This is a genomic window from Rahnella selenatireducens, assembly GCF_046449555.1.
Lineage (GTDB): Bacteria > Pseudomonadota > Gammaproteobacteria > Enterobacterales > Enterobacteriaceae > Rahnella > Rahnella selenatireducens.
In genome coordinates this window covers 23,565-40,787 of the sequence record NZ_JBKEZJ010000015.1, presented here as the reverse complement: position 1 = coordinate 40,787, position 17,223 = coordinate 23,565, and the positions used below count along the sequence as shown (strand labels likewise).

Below are 17,223 nucleotides of genomic sequence, written 5' to 3'. Positions count from 1 at the left end.
CCGATTGGTTGTAAGCCGAAAGAAGCGACATTTTAGCATAACGCGGAATGATGACAGCTATTGGCGATACTCTTAAGCGGATGAATAAAAATTCTGCGTAACGCCTCGCAGGCTTTTAAACCGGAAATACCTGCAGGCGGGCTCTGTGCGACAATCGGTACATAAAAGGAGTCAGGATGACAAAAGCACAGGAAAACTGGCCGGGCGAGTTACCACCGCGGGAAAAATTATTACAGCAAGGCGCCAAAGGGCTGACGGATCAGGAGCTGCTGGCGATTTATTTGCGTACCGGTTGCCAGGGGATGCATGTTATGGAGCTGGCGAAGAATCTTCTGGAAGAATTCGGTTCTCTGCATAAACTGCTGATGGCGGATTTTGATTCATTGGCAGGCATTAAAGGAATGGGCGTCGCGAAATTTGCACAGCTGGTTGCGGTTTCTGAATTGTCGCGCCGTTCGTATTTGCGTCATTTAAATGCTGAAAATGCGATGCTCAGCCCGGAGATCATCCGGGAATATTTGCAGAATTTGCTGGTTTTTCGGGAAAGAGAGGTATTTCTGGTACTTTTTCTCGATAACCAGCATCGCGTTATTCGCCATGAGGAGATGTTTGCTGGTACTATTGGGCACGTAGAAGTGTATCCCCGCGAAATTGTTCGCGGTGCGATGAAGGTTAATGCGGCAGCCCTAATTCTGGCGCATAATCACCCATCCGGTCGGGCTGAGCCCAGCCTGATGGACCGGAAAGTGACTGAACAGATTATTCGAGCGTGCCAATTGCTGGAAATTCGTGTCCTCGACCATTTGGTTGTAGGTCACGGAGAAACAGTCTCTTTTGCTGAGCGCGGTTGGATTTAGCATCGTTTTTTGAAGATCCTTAGGGATCTTTAGCTGTTCGGGACTTGAGCACTTACGCTACAGAGCGTATACTACGCCACCTTTGAGAATCTTGGGTTTGGCGTTAAGAGCCTATCTCAGCAGGTTTCTAACCTGATGAAATGGTTTTTACCCGACGACAGTGAGTCGGTTCTCAGTGGAGTTTGCTGAGATGGGCTCTAAAAGCCTGACGAGGCGGCCATACCCTATACGAAGCTCGAGCTGATTTGATTTTTGGAGATATAGACATGTCCCGAGTCTGCCAAGTTACTGGCAAGCGCCCGGTGAGCGGTAACAACCGTTCCCACGCAATGAACGCGACCAAACGCCGTTTTCTGCCAAACCTGCACTCACACCGTTTTTGGGTTGAGGCTGAGAAGCGCTTTGTAACTCTGCGTGTATCTGCTAAAGGTATGCGTGTTATTGATAAGAAGGGTATTGAGACGGTCTTGGCCGATCTGCGTACCCGCGGTGAGAAGTATTAAGGAACTGAATCATGGCTAAAGGTGTTCGCGAGAAGATCAAGCTGGTTTCTTCTGCTGGTACTGGTCACTTCTATACCACTACGAAGAACAAGCGTACTAAGCCGGAAAAATTGGAACTGAAGAAATTCGATCCAGTTGTCCGTCAACACGTGATCTATAAAGAAGCTAAAATTAAATAATTTTAGTGGATTAATAAAACCCGGCTCCGGCCGGGTTTTTTATTGCCTGAATTTGGTCATTTTCGCTCAGCACGACTTTTGTTTGCCTGATGCTGATGTCTGCGACACACTTTGAGAATCATTCTGCTAAGGGAGAAATTATGCCGGAATTACCTGAGGTTGAAACCAGCCGCAGAGGGATAGAACCCTATCTGAAAGGCCATACGATTATGCATGCCATCGTGCGTAATCCGCGTCTGCGCTGGCCCGTTTCTGCGGAGATTCTCTCGCTCAGTGACCAGCCGGTGCTGAGCGTTCAGCGTCGTGCAAAGTATCTGCTGGTTGAGCTTGAAACCGGCTGGATCATCATCCATCTGGGCATGTCTGGCAGTTTGCGGATTTTGCCGGAAGAAACTGAACCGGGTAAACATGACCATGTCGATCTGGTGATGGATACCGGTTTTGTGTTGCGCTATACGGATCCACGGCGTTTTGGTGCCTGGTTATGGTCTTCAGATCTGGCGGCCAGCAACGTCTTGGCGCATCTCGGGCCTGAGCCTTTAAGTTCGGATTTCACCGGTGATTATCTGCTGGAGAAATCGCGTACAAAAAAATCGCCCATCAAACCGTGGCTGATGGATAACAAACTGGTGGTCGGGGTGGGTAATATTTACGCTAGCGAATCGCTGTTTGTTGCAGGCATTTCGCCGGACAGGCAGGCGCATTCGCTGAAACGCGATGAGGCTGAGTTACTCGTCAGAACCATTAAAGCAGTATTGCTGCGTTCCATTGAACAGGGCGGTACGACTCTGAAAGATTTCCTTCAGTCGGATGGTAAACCAGGGTATTTCGCGCAGGAACTGCAGGTTTATGGCCGCGCTGGTGAACCTTGCCGGGCATGCGGTGCGCCCATCGAGAGTAAGAAACACGCTCAGCGCACCACGTTTTTCTGCCCTAACTGCCAGCGGTGAAACGCACTCAGGCGCTGATCTTCTCCATCAGTGCCTGAGTGACTTTTTGAGGCAGGAACGGCGTGATATCGCCACCGTGGCGGGCCACTTCCTTCACCAGAGATGATGAAATAAACGACCACTCTCTTGATGGCATCATAAAGACACTTTCCAGCGTCGGCAGCAAATGCCGGTTCATGTTTGCCAGCTGTAATTCATATTCAAAGTCAGATACGGCACGCAAGCCACGCACCAGGACATTGGCACCCTGCGCTTTGGCAAAATTCGCCATCAGATCGCTGAAGCCAATCACTTCTACATTCTTCAGATGAGAGGTCACTATTGTTGCCAGCGCTACACGTTCATCGAGCGTAAACATGGGCTTCTTACTTGGGCTGGCGGCAATTGCCAGAATGACGTGATCGAACATGAGCGCTGCACGTCTCACGATATCCAGATGTCCGTTGGTCAGCGGGTCGAAGGTGCCGGGATAAATCGCCTTAGTGCTCATACAGGCTCACTTTTGCAGTTGATGGCTGAGCGCCCACAGGGCGGCATATTTATTGAAAGTATATTGTGCATTGACGCCAGCCAGGATCAAACCCTGTTTGCCATCCAGAAAGCCCGCCCGCAGGATCCAGGTTTTTATGAATGCGCCCAATGTGTGTGAAATGACAGAGAAAAAGCTACAACGACGACCTTGCTGATGGCGCTGACGAGCCCAAGCCTCAGCATAACTGAGCTGTTTACGCTGGAAGGCAAAGAAATCCCGGCAAGTCAGATGCAATAAATCGCCTTGCAAAGGGACAATGGCAGAATTTCCGGTGTTCAGTGATTCGTGAACTAAATCGTCGTTATAGCGAAAGGATGAAGGATATAAGCGATTGACGCGGTCGGGATACCAGCCGCTGTGGCGCATAAATTTTCCAAGGAATAAGTTACTGCGGCCGAGACTGTAAACCGTATTTTCCTGAGGATTATTCAGAACATTTTCAACCGACCGACGCAATTCCGGGGAAACCCGCTCATCTGCGTCGATCACCAAAATATAATCGCCGGACGCATAACTTTGCGCTAACTGGCGCTGTTTGCCAAAACCCGGCCATTGCGTGTTAGTGAAAACTTTCGCACCGAACTCACGGGCAACGTCCAGCGTGGCGTCTTCACTGCCTGAATCGAGCAGGATAATTTCATCTGCCCAGACTACAGACTCCAGACACTCGGGCAGTAAATCAGCTTCATTACGCGCAATCAGCACGACGGATAAGCGTTTTTTGTCGGCCATTAATGACCCCGCACAGGCAGATAGGGCTCCAGTAAATGCAGCAGACGTTGCAGCGCGCCCTGATTTTGGTGCAAGACTTCTACCGCGTGACGCCCGTAGTACAGACGATAGTCTTCATCTGTCAGCAGCGTGGAGATCTCTTTAACCAGCGACGGCGTATCCGTCACGGTGATCAACCCATCGTCCTGCGCGAGCTTGGCGCAAATATCTTTGAAGTTGAACGTGTGGGGACCCATCAGGACAGGAATGGCGTGTGCTGCGGCTTCCAGAGGATTATGACCTCCGCGATCGACCAGACTGCCACCAACAAACGCCAGATCGGCAATTCCGTACAGCAGCATTAACTCACCCATCGTATCGCCGATCACGACCTGCGTTCCCGACGAAGGCACTTCCCCCGTACTGCGCTGCGTGAAGGTCAGACCTGCTTTGCGCGTCAGTTCGCACGCGACCGGGAAACGTTCCGGATGGCGCGGCACAAGGATCAGCAGCAGCGTCGGGTGAGCTTTGAGCAATTCTTTATGCGCTTCCAGCAGCAGGGTTTCTTCCCCTTCATGCGTACTGGTCGCAATCCATACCTGCCGGCGCGATGCCCACTGACTGCGAAGCGCAATGGCTTTAGCCGCTAATTCAGGTGTTACCGAGATATCAAATTTCAGGCTGCCGGTGACGGCAAGCTGGTTGCGTTTCAGCCCCAGAGAAAGGAAGCGATCGCCGTCTTCCTGATTTTGCGCGGCAATCAGCGTGATGCGTTGTAAAACCGTGCGGATAAACTTGCCCAGCTTTTTGTAGCCTTTGGCCGAACGCTCAGAGAGGCGTGCATTGGCAATGACTAAAGGAATTTTACGGCGATGCAGAGCGCTGATGAGATTTGGCCACAGCTCGGTTTCCATAATGATAACCAGCTTGGGGTTCACTTCATCAAGAAAACGGCTCAGCGATCCTGGCAGATCATAAGGAAGATAAACGTGATGAACACCGGCACCAAAAGCGGATTGAACACGCTCAGAGCCTGTTGGCGTCATCGTCGTCACAGTGATCGGCAATGAAGGGTAACGATGGCGCAGCGCGCGGACTAAGGGAATTGCCGCTAGTGTTTCTCCCACTGAGACGGAATGCAGCATGATGCCACCAGAAACCACCTTCCCTTTGCAGAAGCCGTAACGTTCAGCCCAGCGTTTACGGTATGCCGGTGACTTCCGGCCACGAACCAGCAAACGGATCCAGATAAGAGGCTGGATGAGGTATATGATTATATTATAAAAAATAGTCATTTTTTTTGCGGCGTTACGTTAGGGAAAGTCAATTTCATATAGCGAAAATAGTCCCAGCGGATAGTTGGGCACATGTTACCAGATAAGTAAGATCGACTCATCATGTCAGCACCCGTGTCGTCAGGCCAGTAATGAGTAATAAAGCGCGACTAACTGTTGTGAAAGGTTTTTAGGTGAATAAGGTAAAATTCGTGCTCTGGCAGCGTTCCCCATCTTTTCATCCTCAAGACGTGATGGAATTCGCTTCACAAACTCACTAAGTTTTGCAGCATCAAGCGCATCGCAAACAAAGCCTTCACGCCCTTCGGTGATAAATTCAGCCCCACCGCAAGTCTGGCTGGTGATAACAGGCAGTCCGCAGGCCATGGCTTCTAGAATGACATTCGGGAACGGGTCATACAGCGTGGGTAAAATCATACCATCTGCTGCGTGATAATAAGGAAGTACGTGGTTTTGAACACCTGCAAAACGAACCCGGTCAGCGCACCCTGATTGCTGTGCCAGATACTCATACTTTTTCTGATCTTTATCCTGGCCGACCACGATGAGATAACGGTCGCTTGCTGCAACGGCTTCGATTGCTGGTTTCAAACCTTTGCGTTCAAAACCCGAACCCACGTAGATCAGCGCCACAGCATGCTGGGGGATAGAAAGATTTTCGCGTGACAGCACGCGCTGCTCTGGTGTTGCAGGAACAAATTTTTGTGCATCAATTGCGTTGTATATCACTTCAAAACGGTCTTCGTGAACACCATAGCAACGTATGATATCGCGCTTAACCATTTCTGAATTGCAGATGATTTTCTTCAATTCCGGGGAATGGAACATCTCTTCTTCAGCCCGCAGCACATAGCGGTGATAAGGGCTGATTCGAGTAATCAGACGCTGTAAAGGCGAAATAACGCGAGACCGTTGTTCAAGCCAGACACGGTGTGCTCCATCGCCGGCACGGAAAATATCGCAGCCGGGAATGCGCTCATGGCTTTGAACAATATCGAAATGCTCCTGTTTCCAGCACCGTTGAGCCGCAGCCGCAAAACCCTTCTCCCTTGAAACCCGTCCATATTTTGCCGGATTACAGAGGTGGAGTTTCCATTTTGGATTTGGCTTACCTTCCCACTGGCGGGTGATGATATTCAGGTCAATATTCTGATCATCAAGCGCTTCAAGCGCCCGAGAGATAAAGCGCTCAGCGCCTCCGTCAGGCCGATATTTTTGCCTGACAATAGCCAGAGAGATTGCTTTTGTATCCGGAGTTTTATTCATGCAGATAACCCCTGGCGGCATTGATGACATCGCTCACCGGGATAGCATGCAAATAACGTTGTTGAGTTTTCGTATCAATAGAGTCAGGTGCAGGAAGAGGTGCGTAATCACCCGCCCACAGCGTCGTGTTGTTATTTCCCCACGGTCGCCAGTGCTGCATTTTTGTTGGCCCGAACAAGGCAACGCATGGCGTATTGAGCGCCGCCGCCATATGCATCGGGGCAGAGTCGACGCCAATGAAGAGTTTAGCACCATCAATCATTGCAGCCAGTTGCGTCAGTGATAGCTGACCGGCAAAAGAGACAACCTGAGGATTATGGCTAAGATCCTGGATTTTCTGAACCATCTCCAGCTCCTTCTTGTCGGGGCTGGCTGTCATCACAACCGTCAGGCCGGTATCTCCAAGCGCATCAATTACGCTGGCAAATTTATCATCATCCCAGCATTTGAAAGCCCAGCGGGATGTTGGCTGAATCACGATGTAACCGCCCGTAACCTGATTTTTAATCAGTAATTGCTGACAGAATGCTTTATCACTTTCTGAATAATGCATTGATGTTCTGGCATCTTCAGTCGAAATACCCAGCGGAGATAAAATCGACATATTTTGCTCAACCGTGTGCAGCTCGCTGTGATTTTCCGTGGTGACCAAATGCGTATGACCCACCCGCCATACCACTGAGCGACGTTTTTTGAAGTCGAATCCCAGCCGGACTTTTGCACCGGAGAGCATCGAAAGCAGGGCGCTGCGCCATTGATCTGCCAGATTTATCACCAGATCATATTGTCGTGCGCGGATGCTTTTGATTAACAGAAGCTCTTGCTGCATCTGGTAGCGAATACCTTTCTTTTTCCATGATCTGTCAATAACATGGATATGTGTTAAAGCAGGATGTTCGCTCAGAATAGGACGTGTTTCTTTGTACAAAAGTACATCAATTTCAGCATCAGGGTAATGCTGGTGAATTCTGTTTATCACCGGCGTCGTCAGCACCATATCTCCGTGATGACGGAGTTTAATCAGCAGAATTCTTCTGGGGGTCAACGCTGCATATTTGGCTTCGGAGTTAGGCATTCTATTTTCTGATCGTAGAATAGAGTAAATTGATTCTAGGTGAAGAATCCAGTGCTGTGAAGTTATTTATCTGGCTGATATAGAAGATAAATAACTTCGTTTATGAAGTCTTTATAATAGCGTTCAGAGCGTAATGGAATCATCACTTTCTGAAACATCTCATGCGAGTTTATTTTTCAAGTCATGAAGGCGTTTCAGCCACAACAATAATTGCCACCATTGTTTAGGGCCACGTGCATTACGGAGCATAATTTTGCGCGTGGCAGAGTTGTAAATATCATCAATGATGGCTTTTTGTGCAGCAGGATCGGGCTCACGACGAACCGAATGGCAAACCGTCAGTGCCTCACGGGTAACCTGGCGATGGAACTCTGCATAGATTTTCACTTTATCTTTATATTGCCGGTTTAGCTCATCGAGCATTTTGGCAATTCTCAGATAATGTCTTTGGTATTCAACGTTTTTCATCCCTGTCCGCTTTTGGTTACTGATAGACTCACCGTGGATGTAATAACGATAAAGTATTGTTTGGGTATATCTCACGCGGCGCGCATTGAACATTACCTCGGTGGTCCAGGGAATATCCTGGTGATGCAAACCGGGTTCAAAATAAAGTCCATGTTTCTTAATGAGTTCCAGGCGGTAAACGCCAAGCCAGACCACATGCAAATAACGGTTGGTTGCCAGGGCCGTTTTTAGCCAGTATGGCCCATCCAGCACCCCTGTAGAGGTTAGGCGGTCAGTAGGAATAATCGGTTTTACTTTTTCCGAGCCGACGAAATAACGTTCACCATTACATTGTGCGACATCCAAATTATCCTGTTCACACATTTCTATCAGCGTTTTGTACATATTCGGATCGATTATGTCATCTGCATCAGGGAAAGTGACATATTGGCCTTGAGCAATATTGAGACCCGCATTTCGCGCGCGCGAAACCCCTCCGTTTTCCTGATGGATTACTCTAATATGAGGAAATTTTTCTGCATATTCTGTCGCCACGCGATCAGACCCATCCGTTGAACCGTCATTAACAATGATAATTTCGAAACTTTTCAACGTCTGAGCAACGAGAGACTCCATAAAGTTTCGAAACATCGCCCCTGCATTGAACATCGGGATGATCGCGCTGAGCTTGATGTTTTCGGAGGTCGTTGAAAGGGTCATATCACACAATTTCCACTGATAATGATGGCTCTCTTCTCAGAGAACTTGAGAAAGTAACAGTCAGATTATGGGGCAAGAAATAACTCTGTCCGTTTACATTCCCTGTAAGGTTTTTTAGGTTTAATCGCCGATCATGAATCATAAAGCCTTAGCCCTGAAAAGTTTATAATTCATATATTTAAACGTCCAGTATAGGCTGCTTCCATATTGGCCTTTATACCAAAGTGCCTGCGCATAGCGTTTCATTTCTTTGTAAGAAACTGGCATGTCATGTGGGGTCGATTTCCAGGGTGACCTTCCATAGTATTGATCATAAATAGCGGCGAGTTCCCCCGTCCCCCAAAGATGCCAGGGCTTACATTTACCGGTGTAGTGGATTAATACTGTGTCCTGAGGAATCGCTATTTTCTTTCCAACTTTATTTAAAATGATGTCACATATGAAATTATATTTTTTAGGCAGTAACATGACTTCATGCTCAAGTGTGATGTTGAGCGCATCCTGATCAGGGAAATTAAGCCCTTCACCATGGGCAGAAAGTATTTGAATAATTCGCTCTGTAGTCTTTTTTTCAGTCCAAAGAGGAACGTTGATATATAAAAAACCAGAGTTGAAATAATTTCCACTTTCAAGGCAAAGTTTAGGGCAAAGTTTATTTCTTGCACGCCTTGTGTCATTAACTGCTGCAAGTGTGAATTTACTTATATCTAATTCATTTAATGCTTTATAGCTGCCCAGACAAAGCGTATCTGCGTCAAGGTAAAGTAGTTTTGATGTGACATCAGAAAGAATATACGGTGTGAACAGACGGTAATAAATCGCCTGCGGATAGCGTCCCATCAGTGGCAAATCTGCAAAAGCTGACTCTTTAAACACATAGCACGTCATTGCTACAGGATGATTGGGGGCCAGTTCCAGCAGCAATGTTTTAGATTTTTGGTCCAGAGCGCTGCCAAAGATATGAATATGAAAAGCTAAATCAGGGTTGTTTTCCAGAACTGAAAAAATAGTGATCCCCATACCTCGGGCATACGCATTGTTTACACCAAACGCAATATGAACAACAGGTAATGCTGAAAACTCTAAATTGTTTACGAGCTCTTCTTTATGCTCGAGATAACTTAGGTATTCATGGTTATGCATGGTTCTGTTCCTGGTGTGTTCTGCTGATTAAAAATGAACGTATTTGACTTAACTGTTTCGGGCTTAGATAAAAAAGATCCTCGGCACTGTGCTGGAATTTATAAGGTGCTGAAAATATGTAAGATTCTGGTGCTAAACGTTTGTCTTCAGGTGTCAGAATCAATGGGGCATATGTCGGATGTTGCTCTGCCAGGTCACATGGACCCGCAAGGCACACTACCGGAACATTCACTGCATCAGCGATATAGACATTGCCTGAATCGGAAGCTACATATACATCCATCAATGAAATCGCATACGGAACTTCATGTAATTTTAGCTTACCGATCAAACTGGTTATGTTTTTACCGGGTCCTGTTTTCGCCAGCAGTTGAGTAAGATATTCATGTTCGTTTTCAGGACCGAAAACATAAAAAGTACAGGGTAAATCTGACAAGCAATTAAGTATGTTAACCCAGATCTCCGTAGGAATTGTTTTTGCTTTGTTTCCCGCAGAAATGCTGATTCCTATTTTTATCGGTTTACTTTCGGTCAGTTCAGATACGATCTTATCGGGTATCCACAATGGATAGGTCGCATGTTTATGATAACTCTCTGCTGTTAAAGCCGGATCTGCCAGCTTCAGATAACTCTCCAGCGTGAAGTCTGTTTTCTGATGTAAGCGAATAACATCCGCTGTCTGGTAGAAAATTCCGTGATACCACTTTCGAGTATAGGCAACCAGAAACGCTTTTTTACTGGCATTACAAAATGCCGCATAGAAAGCATTAACGCTGTTGGGTTGCAGCAAATACACGTCGTCATAGCGGTTAAGCAGAGTAAAGGCGAGACGGATCTTACTGAAGAAGGATTTTTTATGCTCTTCAATGAGATAGATATTCCCGATTGTTGAATCCCGCTCAGCCAGAGGTAAAACAGTTTTGCTGATCAGGACATCAGATTTTTTTAGATGCTTAAGTAGCGGCGTGATATTAACGAAATCGCCAATTTTAGCGGTTTGTATGACCAAATTTCGCCCTTTCCGCTGATGGAAAGGTTTCATCAGTATCTTGAACGGCCACAGCAGGATGAAAATAATCACGTAGCTCATGGTCAGTTCATTTCCTTTTCGTCAGAAAGAATGGCATTTAGACGATCAAACACTTGTCCTGCCTTCAGATTTTCCAAAGAATTACCTTCTGCTTTCAGGACGAACTGATTTTTCCCATATCCTCCGATCAGCCCCGGATCTGTCGGGCCGTAAAGCGTGATATTGGGGCGATCCAGCGCAGCCGTCAAATGACTCAGACCGGTATCGACTGAAACGACGGCTTTTGCTCCCGCCAGCACTTCGGCCACATTTTGCAGACTAAATTTCGGTAATACTTCAACGAAGGGGAAACCTTCTGCAAGTCGCAGTGCGCGCTGATATTCGTGCTCGGCTCCCCACGGCAGTTTGATACGGATATTCTGCGTGCTGAACAGGCCGATCAGTTCGCGCCAGTGTTCCTCCGGCCAGTGTTTATCCGCGCGGGTAGTGGCGTGGAGGAAAACCAGATACTGGCCCGCATCTTCGGGAAGATGTGAAAGGAAGCGAGCAGCGATGGCGTAGTCGCCCTGAATCACAGCTTTTTCATAGCCCAGACTTTTTGCAAAAAGCTCGCGGGTGCGTTCTACAGCATGTTGTTTTTTATCGATTTCATGACGCTGATTGTAAAACCAACTGGCAAAAGGCTCGCGGGCACTTTTGCAATCCTGACCGTGCTTTTCGCCTTTTGCGACACGGGTAATCAGCGCCGCGCTTTTGATCAGGCCCTGTGCGTCGATGACGGCATCATAGGTCCGCGATTGCACTTCGCGTTTGAAATCACAACGTTGCTGGCGGGTTTCAGAACCAAACCAATTTTTACGCCACCGCCGGATGGCTACCGGGATAACGCGATCTACCGCCGGATGCCAGCCGGGAATTTGCGTGAAACCTTCCTCCACGACCCAGTCAAACCTGATCCCGGGGATGGCCTGCATGGCATCCGTCAGTGCCGGGAGAGTATGCAGAACGTCACCCATTGACGATGTTTTGACGATGAGAACCCGCATTACTTCCCCTTTCCTGAATTCAGTAACTGACTTAATCCCTGATAAACCTGCTCTGGCTGAATATCGATCAGACTCTGGTGATAGCCTTCTTCGGCATCGCCTTTACGGACTTTATGGTAGCCGGTAATGAGGCGGATCACTTTGGCCTGATGGCTGAGCGGCGGAGTGAAATCCGGGCTGCTCGGACCGTACAGGGCAACCAGCGGTTTATCCAGCGCGGCGGCGACGTGCATCAGTCCTGAGTCATTGCTGACCACGGCCTGACAGGCGGCAATCATTACTACGGCCTGATCCAGCGACGTTTTTCCTGCCAGATTGAGGCAGAAAGGCTGCGCGCTTTCGGTCAAGGCAAGGCGGATTTGTTCGCCTGCCGGATGGTCTTTCGCAGAACCGAAGAGCACGACCTGCTTGCCTTCCCCAATCAGTTTTTCGGCCAGTGCGGCGTAATGATAGTGCGGCCAGCGCTTTGCTGGACCGAATTCAGCGCCCGGACAAAAACCGATAAGCGGCCTGCTGTCGTCGACAGCAAATGAGGTTTTGACCGCCACCACTTCCGCTTCAGACACCTGTAATTTCGGCCAGAGAATCGGCTGCGGTAAATCGGCAGCGGTTCTGATTTGTTGTGCGTTATATCCCAGCGCGGCATAGCGCTGAACCATCAGAGGAAAGGCGGCTTTATCGAGAACACGCAGGTCATTGAGAAGGCCATAACGCATTTCGCCACGCCAGCCGGTACGCTGAGGAATGCGGGCAAAGAACGGAACCAGCGCTGATTTGAAGGAGTTAGGCAGCACGAAGGCGCGATGATATTGTTCGCCACGAAGTGAAATGCCCAGACGTCGGCGTTCACCAAGTTCCAGAGCACCGTGGCCTAACGGCATCGGCAGAGCCTGACGCACTTCCGGCATCCGGTCGAGTAAGGGACGGCACCATGCAGGTGCCATCACGTCGATTTGCGCTTCCGGATGCGCCGCTTTCAGCGTGCGGTAGAGACTTTGTGACATCATCATGTCACCGACCCATGACGGCCCAATTACCAGTATTTTCATACCGTTAATCCATTCCTCAATCAGCGGACTTATACTGTGCGGTTAAGCCAGCTCATGTATTCCGTTACACCTTCTGCAACCGTTTTGAACGGTTTGTCGTAACCGGCGTTACGCAATGCGGTCATATCGGCCTGCGTAAAGGACTGATAACGGCCTTTCAGTTTTTCCGGGAAAGGAATGTATTCGATATCGCCAGATTTGTGGTACGCAACCACGGCATCCGCAACGGCCTGGAACGATTCTGAACGGCCAGTCCCGCAGTTGAAGATACCGGAAACACCGTTCTGCCAGAACCACAGGTTCACGGCGGCTACGTCACCCACGTAGATGAAATCGCGTTTGAACCCTTCGCTGCCGGAGAATAATTTCGGATTCTCACCGGCTTTGATCTGATTGTTCAGATGGAACGCTACGCTGGCCATGCTGCCTTTATGACCTTCACGCGGTCCGTAGACGTTGAAGTAACGGAAACCACAAATTTGTGAATCCGCATGAGGCAGGATCTCGCGAACATACTGGTCAAACAGGAACTTGGAGTAGCCGTAGACGTTCAGCGGTTGTTCATATTTACGGTCTTCGACAAAGCTGGTGCTCTGGCTGCCGTAAGTGGCGGCAGAAGAGGCGTAAAGGAAAGGAATGCTGCGATCCAGGCAATAATGCAGTATATCTTTGGAATACTGATAGTTGTTATCCATCATGTATTTGCCGTCCCACTCGGTGGTGGAAGAGCAGGCACCTTCATGGAAGATGGCGTCGATATCACCCAGATCGTCGCCGGCAACGATGCTGGCAATGAAATCTTCTTTGTCGCAGTAATCCGCAATATCCAGATCCACCAGATTGACGAATTTGGTGCCGTCTTTCAGGTTATCAACCACCAAAATATCGCGGTATCCCATATCATTGAGCGATTTAATAATATTGCTGCCGATAAAACCAGCGCCGCCAGTGACGATTATCATGGGATTCACCTTTAATCTTTGAAGAGCCGCGCACCATGCGCAGCTTATACAGTGGGTAATATCATAACACTTCATTATGAAGCTCACATTGGGAAGGTGTCCGATAACACGCATTCTTGTGTTTCAGGTGGTAAGGCGTGAACTATGCTGCAAAACTAAGATATTGTGAGCTGTTCCATCGTTCTTTCGCAGGCAGGTTAGTAAGGTATTCCGTGAATGAGTCATTTCAGGAGAATACTGTATGTCTGTTTCGTTTTATCGCCAGTTAGAAGATCAGCTTGACCAGGCACGTGCAGAAGGGCTGTTTAAAGAAGAACGCATTCTGACCACACCTCAGCAGTCCGAAGTGTCCGTCGCAGGCGGCAAGCCGGTCATCAATTTTTGCGCGAATAACTATCTCGGGTTGGCAAACCATCCGGAATTAATTCAGGCCGCCAAAGCAGGGCTCGACAGCCACGGTTTTGGCATGGCATCAGTACGTTTCATTTGCGGAACGCAAGACACTCATAAAGAACTCGAACATCGCCTGGCAGATTATCTGGGAATGGACGACGCCATTTTGTATTCCTCCTGCTTTGATGCCAACGGCGGATTATTCGAAACCCTGCTGACGGAAGAAGACGCCATTATTTCTGATGCACTGAATCACGCGTCAATTATTGATGGGGTTCGCCTTTGTAAGGCTAAACGTTATCGCTATGCCAATAACAGTATGGCCGAACTTGAAGCTTGTCTGGAGCAGGCGAAAAAGGACGGCGCTCGTCACATTCTCGTGGCGACAGACGGCGTGTTTTCGATGGATGGCGTCATTGCCAATCTGAAAGGCGTTTGTGATCTGGCGGAGCGTTTTGATGCCCTGGTCATGGTGGATGATTCCCATGCCGTCGGTTTTGTTGGCGCGGAAGGGCGCGGAACGCACGAATATTGTGACGTCATGGGCCGCGTGGATATCATCACTGGAACACTCGGCAAAGCGCTGGGCGGCGCGTCCGGCGGATATACCGCCGCGCGTCAGGAAGTGATTGACTGGTTACGTCAGCGCTCGCGTCCTTATCTGTTCTCAAACTCTCTGGCTCCTTCGATTGTCTCCGCTTCCCTGAAAGTCCTCTCGATGCTGGAAGCCGGCAGCGATCTGCGTGAAAAGCTGCTGCGCAATACCAAACTCTTCCGTGCAAAAATGACCGCTGCCGGCTTCACGCTGGCCGGTGCCGATCACGCCATTATTCCCGTGATGCTCGGCGAAGCGCGGTTGGCACAGGAATTTGCCGCGTTGCTTCAACAGGAAGGCATTTATGTCACCGGCTTCTTCTATCCCGTGGTGCCAAAAGGGCAGGCGCGAATCCGCACACAAATGTCGGCTGCGCACAGCACGGAACAAATCGAAAAGGCGGTCAGCGCCTTCACCCAGATTGGCAAAAAACTTGGCGTGATCGCCTGAGGAGTGTCTGTGAAAGCCTTAGCAAAACTGAAACGTGAAGAAGGCATCTGGATGACCGACGCGCCGGTGCCGGAGCTGGGACATAACGATTTGCTGATCAAAATCCGTAAAACCGCCATCTGCGGAACGGATGTACACATTTATAACTGGGATGCGTGGTCGCAAAAAACCATTCCGGTACCGATGGTGGTCGGGCATGAATATGTCGGCGAAGTCGTGGGGATTGGTCAGGAGGTTAAGGGCTTTAGCCTTGGCGACCGGGTTTCAGGTGAAGGACACATTACCTGTGGCCATTGCCGCAACTGCCGGGGTGGTCGCACGCATTTATGCCGAAATGCACAAGGCGTGGGCGTTAACCGTCCAGGCGCTTTTGCGGAATATCTGGTTCTGCCTGCCTTTAATGCTTTTAAAATTCCGGACAACATTTCCGACGATCTTGCGGCCATTTTCGACCCTTTAGGCAACGCTGTGCATACCGCATTATCGTTTGATCTGGTCGGGGAAGATGTCCTGATCAGCGGTGCAGGCCCGATTGGCATTATGGCGGCGGCAATTTGCAAACATGTGGGCGCCCGCCATGTGGTGATCACGGACATGAATGAATATCGTCTGGGGCTGGCCCGTAAAATGGGCGTAACCCGTGCGGTGAATGTCAGCCAGCAAAGTTTGCAGGACGTCATGGAAGAGCTTGGCATGACCGAAGGTTTTGACGTGGGACTCGAAATGTCCGGCGCTCCGGCGGCGTTTCGCAGCATGCTCAATGCCATGAACCACGGCGGCCGCATTGCGATGTTGGGTATTCCGTCGACCGAAATGGCTATCGACTGGAATCAGGTCATCTTCAAGGGGTTGTTCATCAAAGGGATTTATGGCCGGGAAATGTTTGAAACCTGGTACAAAATGGCTGCGCTGATCCAGTCAGGTTTAGACCTGACACCGCTGATTACGCATCATTTCCCTATTGATGATTTCCAGAAAGGTTTCGATGCAATGCGGTCCGGCCACTCAGGAAAAGTGATTTTGGACTGGTAGTACTGACGCCATTCAAAACAAATCTTGCCCGTGATATTCACGGGCTTTTTCTGAGCGATTACCCTGCCGTGTCGGCAGCCTTCTTCTCTGCATCTGTCAGATAGCGGACTTTACGCGTGTAATCCTGTCCTTTAAATAACAGTTCGTTAGCCGGTGATTCGAGGTATTTTTGCCATTCGGACAGCGGGAATCCGCCGTGAGCACCAATCACTTCTTTCGGAATAACAGACGGCGTGCCGCCAATTTTCTTTGAGACTGGCCAGTTCATCCAGTCGCCAAGATTGACGGTTTTTATATCGAGAGTATCAAGCATAGCGGCCAGTGGCAGCTGATCTGTCGGTGGCTGGTTATCCGGCAGAATGTTCCAGGTATCTCTGAAAAACATAATCCACAGTGGAGATAAGCGCTCCCAGGTTTTACGTGTTGCCGCTAAAAATGCCCCGTTAACATGGTCTACGATATAGGGGCGCACACTATTTTTATAATAGGCCGGGATGGTTTCCGGGTCGCAACCATCAAGTTTTGCAATCATTTTCCCCTGACGGAAACTGGAGTAAATATGATTATCCTGTAGCTGAATTTCCGGCATTTTAAGCAGATTAAGATCGGAGTCGATCATCAAAATACCGTCGGTTCTGGCCTGCAAAGGTGCCATGAGTTTGATCATTCGGCTGAGATAGATTTGCTTGTAGCGATAATCACCGGGCTTCGTTTCCGGATTTAGCGTCACGATACGAACCTTAGCAGGTAGCGGCCGGAACTGACTGGCGTCCTGATCGGTCACAATCACGATTTCCACTAATTCGGTGGCAAATTTGTCGGCAAATTCTGCACACAGGCAGGCTTCTTCAATATAGTCGGCACCCGCTGACGGGATTACAACAGATGTCACCGTCTTCTCAGGCATTCCAGCTGTCAAGGTTTCTGCATATGGCAGGTTATGACGTGAAAGAATATGGCGATATTTTGAGTTTAGAAATTTGAACAT

The 17,223-nt window shown here is 49.0% G+C and carries 18 protein-coding genes; 6 read left to right on the top strand and 12 right to left on the bottom strand.

Going from position 1 to position 17,223, the window contains the following annotated elements; all coding sequences use genetic code 11:
• The first annotated feature begins 176 nt into the window (after nt 1–176).
• The 4 genes from radC (at nt 177) to mutM (ending at nt 2,489) form a co-directional block, all read left to right on the top strand.
• On the top strand, nt 177–857 hold the full coding sequence (radC, locus tag ACLBVC_RS20705) for a RadC family protein (protein ID WP_410151183.1): 681 nt from the start codon (nt 177–179) through the stop codon (nt 855–857).
• Nucleotides 858–1,123: 266 nt separating this feature from the next.
• A complete protein-coding gene (rpmB, locus tag ACLBVC_RS20700; RefSeq protein ID WP_004953342.1) occupies nt 1,124–1,360 on the top strand; it encodes a 50S ribosomal protein L28 in 237 nt (78 codons plus the stop codon).
• Nucleotides 1,361–1,371: 11 nt separating this feature from the next.
• Nucleotides 1,372–1,539 (top strand): 50S ribosomal protein L33, encoded by a 168-nt coding sequence (rpmG, locus tag ACLBVC_RS20695; protein ID WP_004392084.1) that lies wholly within the window; start codon nt 1,372–1,374, stop codon nt 1,537–1,539.
• Nucleotides 1,540–1,679: 140 nt separating this feature from the next.
• Nucleotides 1,680–2,489, top strand: a complete 810-nt coding sequence (mutM, locus tag ACLBVC_RS20690) for a bifunctional DNA-formamidopyrimidine glycosylase/DNA-(apurinic or apyrimidinic site) lyase (RefSeq protein ID WP_410151182.1) — start codon at nt 1,680–1,682, stop codon at nt 2,487–2,489.
• Nucleotides 2,490–2,496: 7 nt separating this feature from the next.
• Here the strand turns inward: mutM and coaD are convergent, their stop codons facing one another.
• From coaD to rfaD, 11 genes are all read right to left on the bottom strand, one after another.
• A complete protein-coding gene (gene coaD / locus ACLBVC_RS20685; protein WP_410151181.1) occupies nt 2,497–2,979 on the bottom strand; it encodes a pantetheine-phosphate adenylyltransferase in 483 nt (160 codons plus the stop codon).
• A 6-nt stretch (nt 2,980–2,985) separates the two neighbouring features.
• Nucleotides 2,986–3,753: a glycosyltransferase family 2 protein gene (locus tag ACLBVC_RS20680; protein ID WP_410151180.1), complete on the bottom strand. Its 768-nt coding sequence runs from the start codon at nt 3,751–3,753 to the stop codon at nt 2,986–2,988.
• A complete protein-coding gene (waaA, locus tag ACLBVC_RS20675) occupies nt 3,753–5,027 on the bottom strand; it encodes a lipid IV(A) 3-deoxy-D-manno-octulosonic acid transferase (protein WP_410151179.1) in 1,275 nt (424 codons plus the stop codon). The genes ACLBVC_RS20680 and waaA overlap by 1 nt, the downstream gene beginning before the upstream one ends.
• Nucleotides 5,028–5,147: 120 nt before the next feature.
• Nucleotides 5,148–6,293: a glycosyltransferase family 4 protein gene (locus ACLBVC_RS20670; protein WP_410151178.1), complete on the bottom strand. Its 1,146-nt coding sequence runs from the start codon at nt 6,291–6,293 to the stop codon at nt 5,148–5,150.
• The gene (gene rfaQ, locus ACLBVC_RS20665; RefSeq protein ID WP_410151177.1) at nt 6,286–7,368 is read right to left on the bottom strand and encodes a putative lipopolysaccharide heptosyltransferase III; all 1,083 of its coding nucleotides are present in this window, start codon (nt 7,366–7,368) and stop codon (nt 6,286–6,288) included. The genes ACLBVC_RS20670 and rfaQ overlap by 8 nt, the downstream gene beginning before the upstream one ends.
• 159 nt (nt 7,369–7,527) lie before the next feature.
• Nucleotides 7,528–8,535, bottom strand: coding sequence for a glycosyltransferase (locus ACLBVC_RS20660; protein ID WP_410151176.1), 1,008 nt, complete (start codon nt 8,533–8,535; stop codon nt 7,528–7,530).
• 138 nt (nt 8,536–8,673) lie between these two features.
• Complete coding sequence (locus ACLBVC_RS20655) at nt 8,674–9,678, bottom strand: glycosyltransferase family 8 protein (RefSeq protein WP_410151175.1); 1,005 nt, start codon at nt 9,676–9,678, stop codon at nt 8,674–8,676.
• Nucleotides 9,671–10,768, bottom strand: coding sequence for a glycosyltransferase family 9 protein (locus ACLBVC_RS20650; protein WP_410151174.1), 1,098 nt, complete (start codon nt 10,766–10,768; stop codon nt 9,671–9,673). The genes ACLBVC_RS20655 and ACLBVC_RS20650 overlap by 8 nt, the downstream gene beginning before the upstream one ends.
• A gap of 2 nt (nt 10,769–10,770) precedes the next feature.
• Nucleotides 10,771–11,754: a lipopolysaccharide heptosyltransferase RfaC gene (rfaC, locus tag ACLBVC_RS20645; RefSeq protein ID WP_410151173.1), complete on the bottom strand. Its 984-nt coding sequence runs from the start codon at nt 11,752–11,754 to the stop codon at nt 10,771–10,773.
• The gene (gene rfaF, locus ACLBVC_RS20640) at nt 11,754–12,803 is read right to left on the bottom strand and encodes an ADP-heptose--LPS heptosyltransferase RfaF (protein WP_410151172.1); all 1,050 of its coding nucleotides are present in this window, start codon (nt 12,801–12,803) and stop codon (nt 11,754–11,756) included. Before rfaF ends, rfaC begins: the two co-directional genes overlap by 1 nt.
• Before the next feature lie 29 nt (nt 12,804–12,832).
• Entirely contained in the window at nt 12,833–13,765 is a 933-nt protein-coding gene (gene rfaD / locus ACLBVC_RS20635; RefSeq protein WP_101079915.1) for an ADP-glyceromanno-heptose 6-epimerase, read from the bottom strand.
• A gap of 241 nt (nt 13,766–14,006) precedes the next feature.
• Between rfaD and kbl the strand changes: the two genes are divergently transcribed.
• The gene (gene kbl, locus ACLBVC_RS20630; protein WP_410151171.1) at nt 14,007–15,203 is read left to right on the top strand and encodes a glycine C-acetyltransferase; all 1,197 of its coding nucleotides are present in this window, start codon (nt 14,007–14,009) and stop codon (nt 15,201–15,203) included.
• Nucleotides 15,204–15,212: 9 nt separating this feature from the next.
• Nucleotides 15,213–16,235: an L-threonine 3-dehydrogenase gene (gene tdh / locus ACLBVC_RS20625; RefSeq protein WP_410151170.1), complete on the top strand. Its 1,023-nt coding sequence runs from the start codon at nt 15,213–15,215 to the stop codon at nt 16,233–16,235.
• A 58-nt stretch (nt 16,236–16,293) separates the two neighbouring features.
• Here tdh and ACLBVC_RS20620 read toward each other — a convergent pair whose 3' ends face one another.
• Nucleotides 16,294–17,223, bottom strand: a complete 930-nt coding sequence (locus tag ACLBVC_RS20620) for a hypothetical protein (protein WP_410151169.1) — start codon at nt 17,221–17,223, stop codon at nt 16,294–16,296.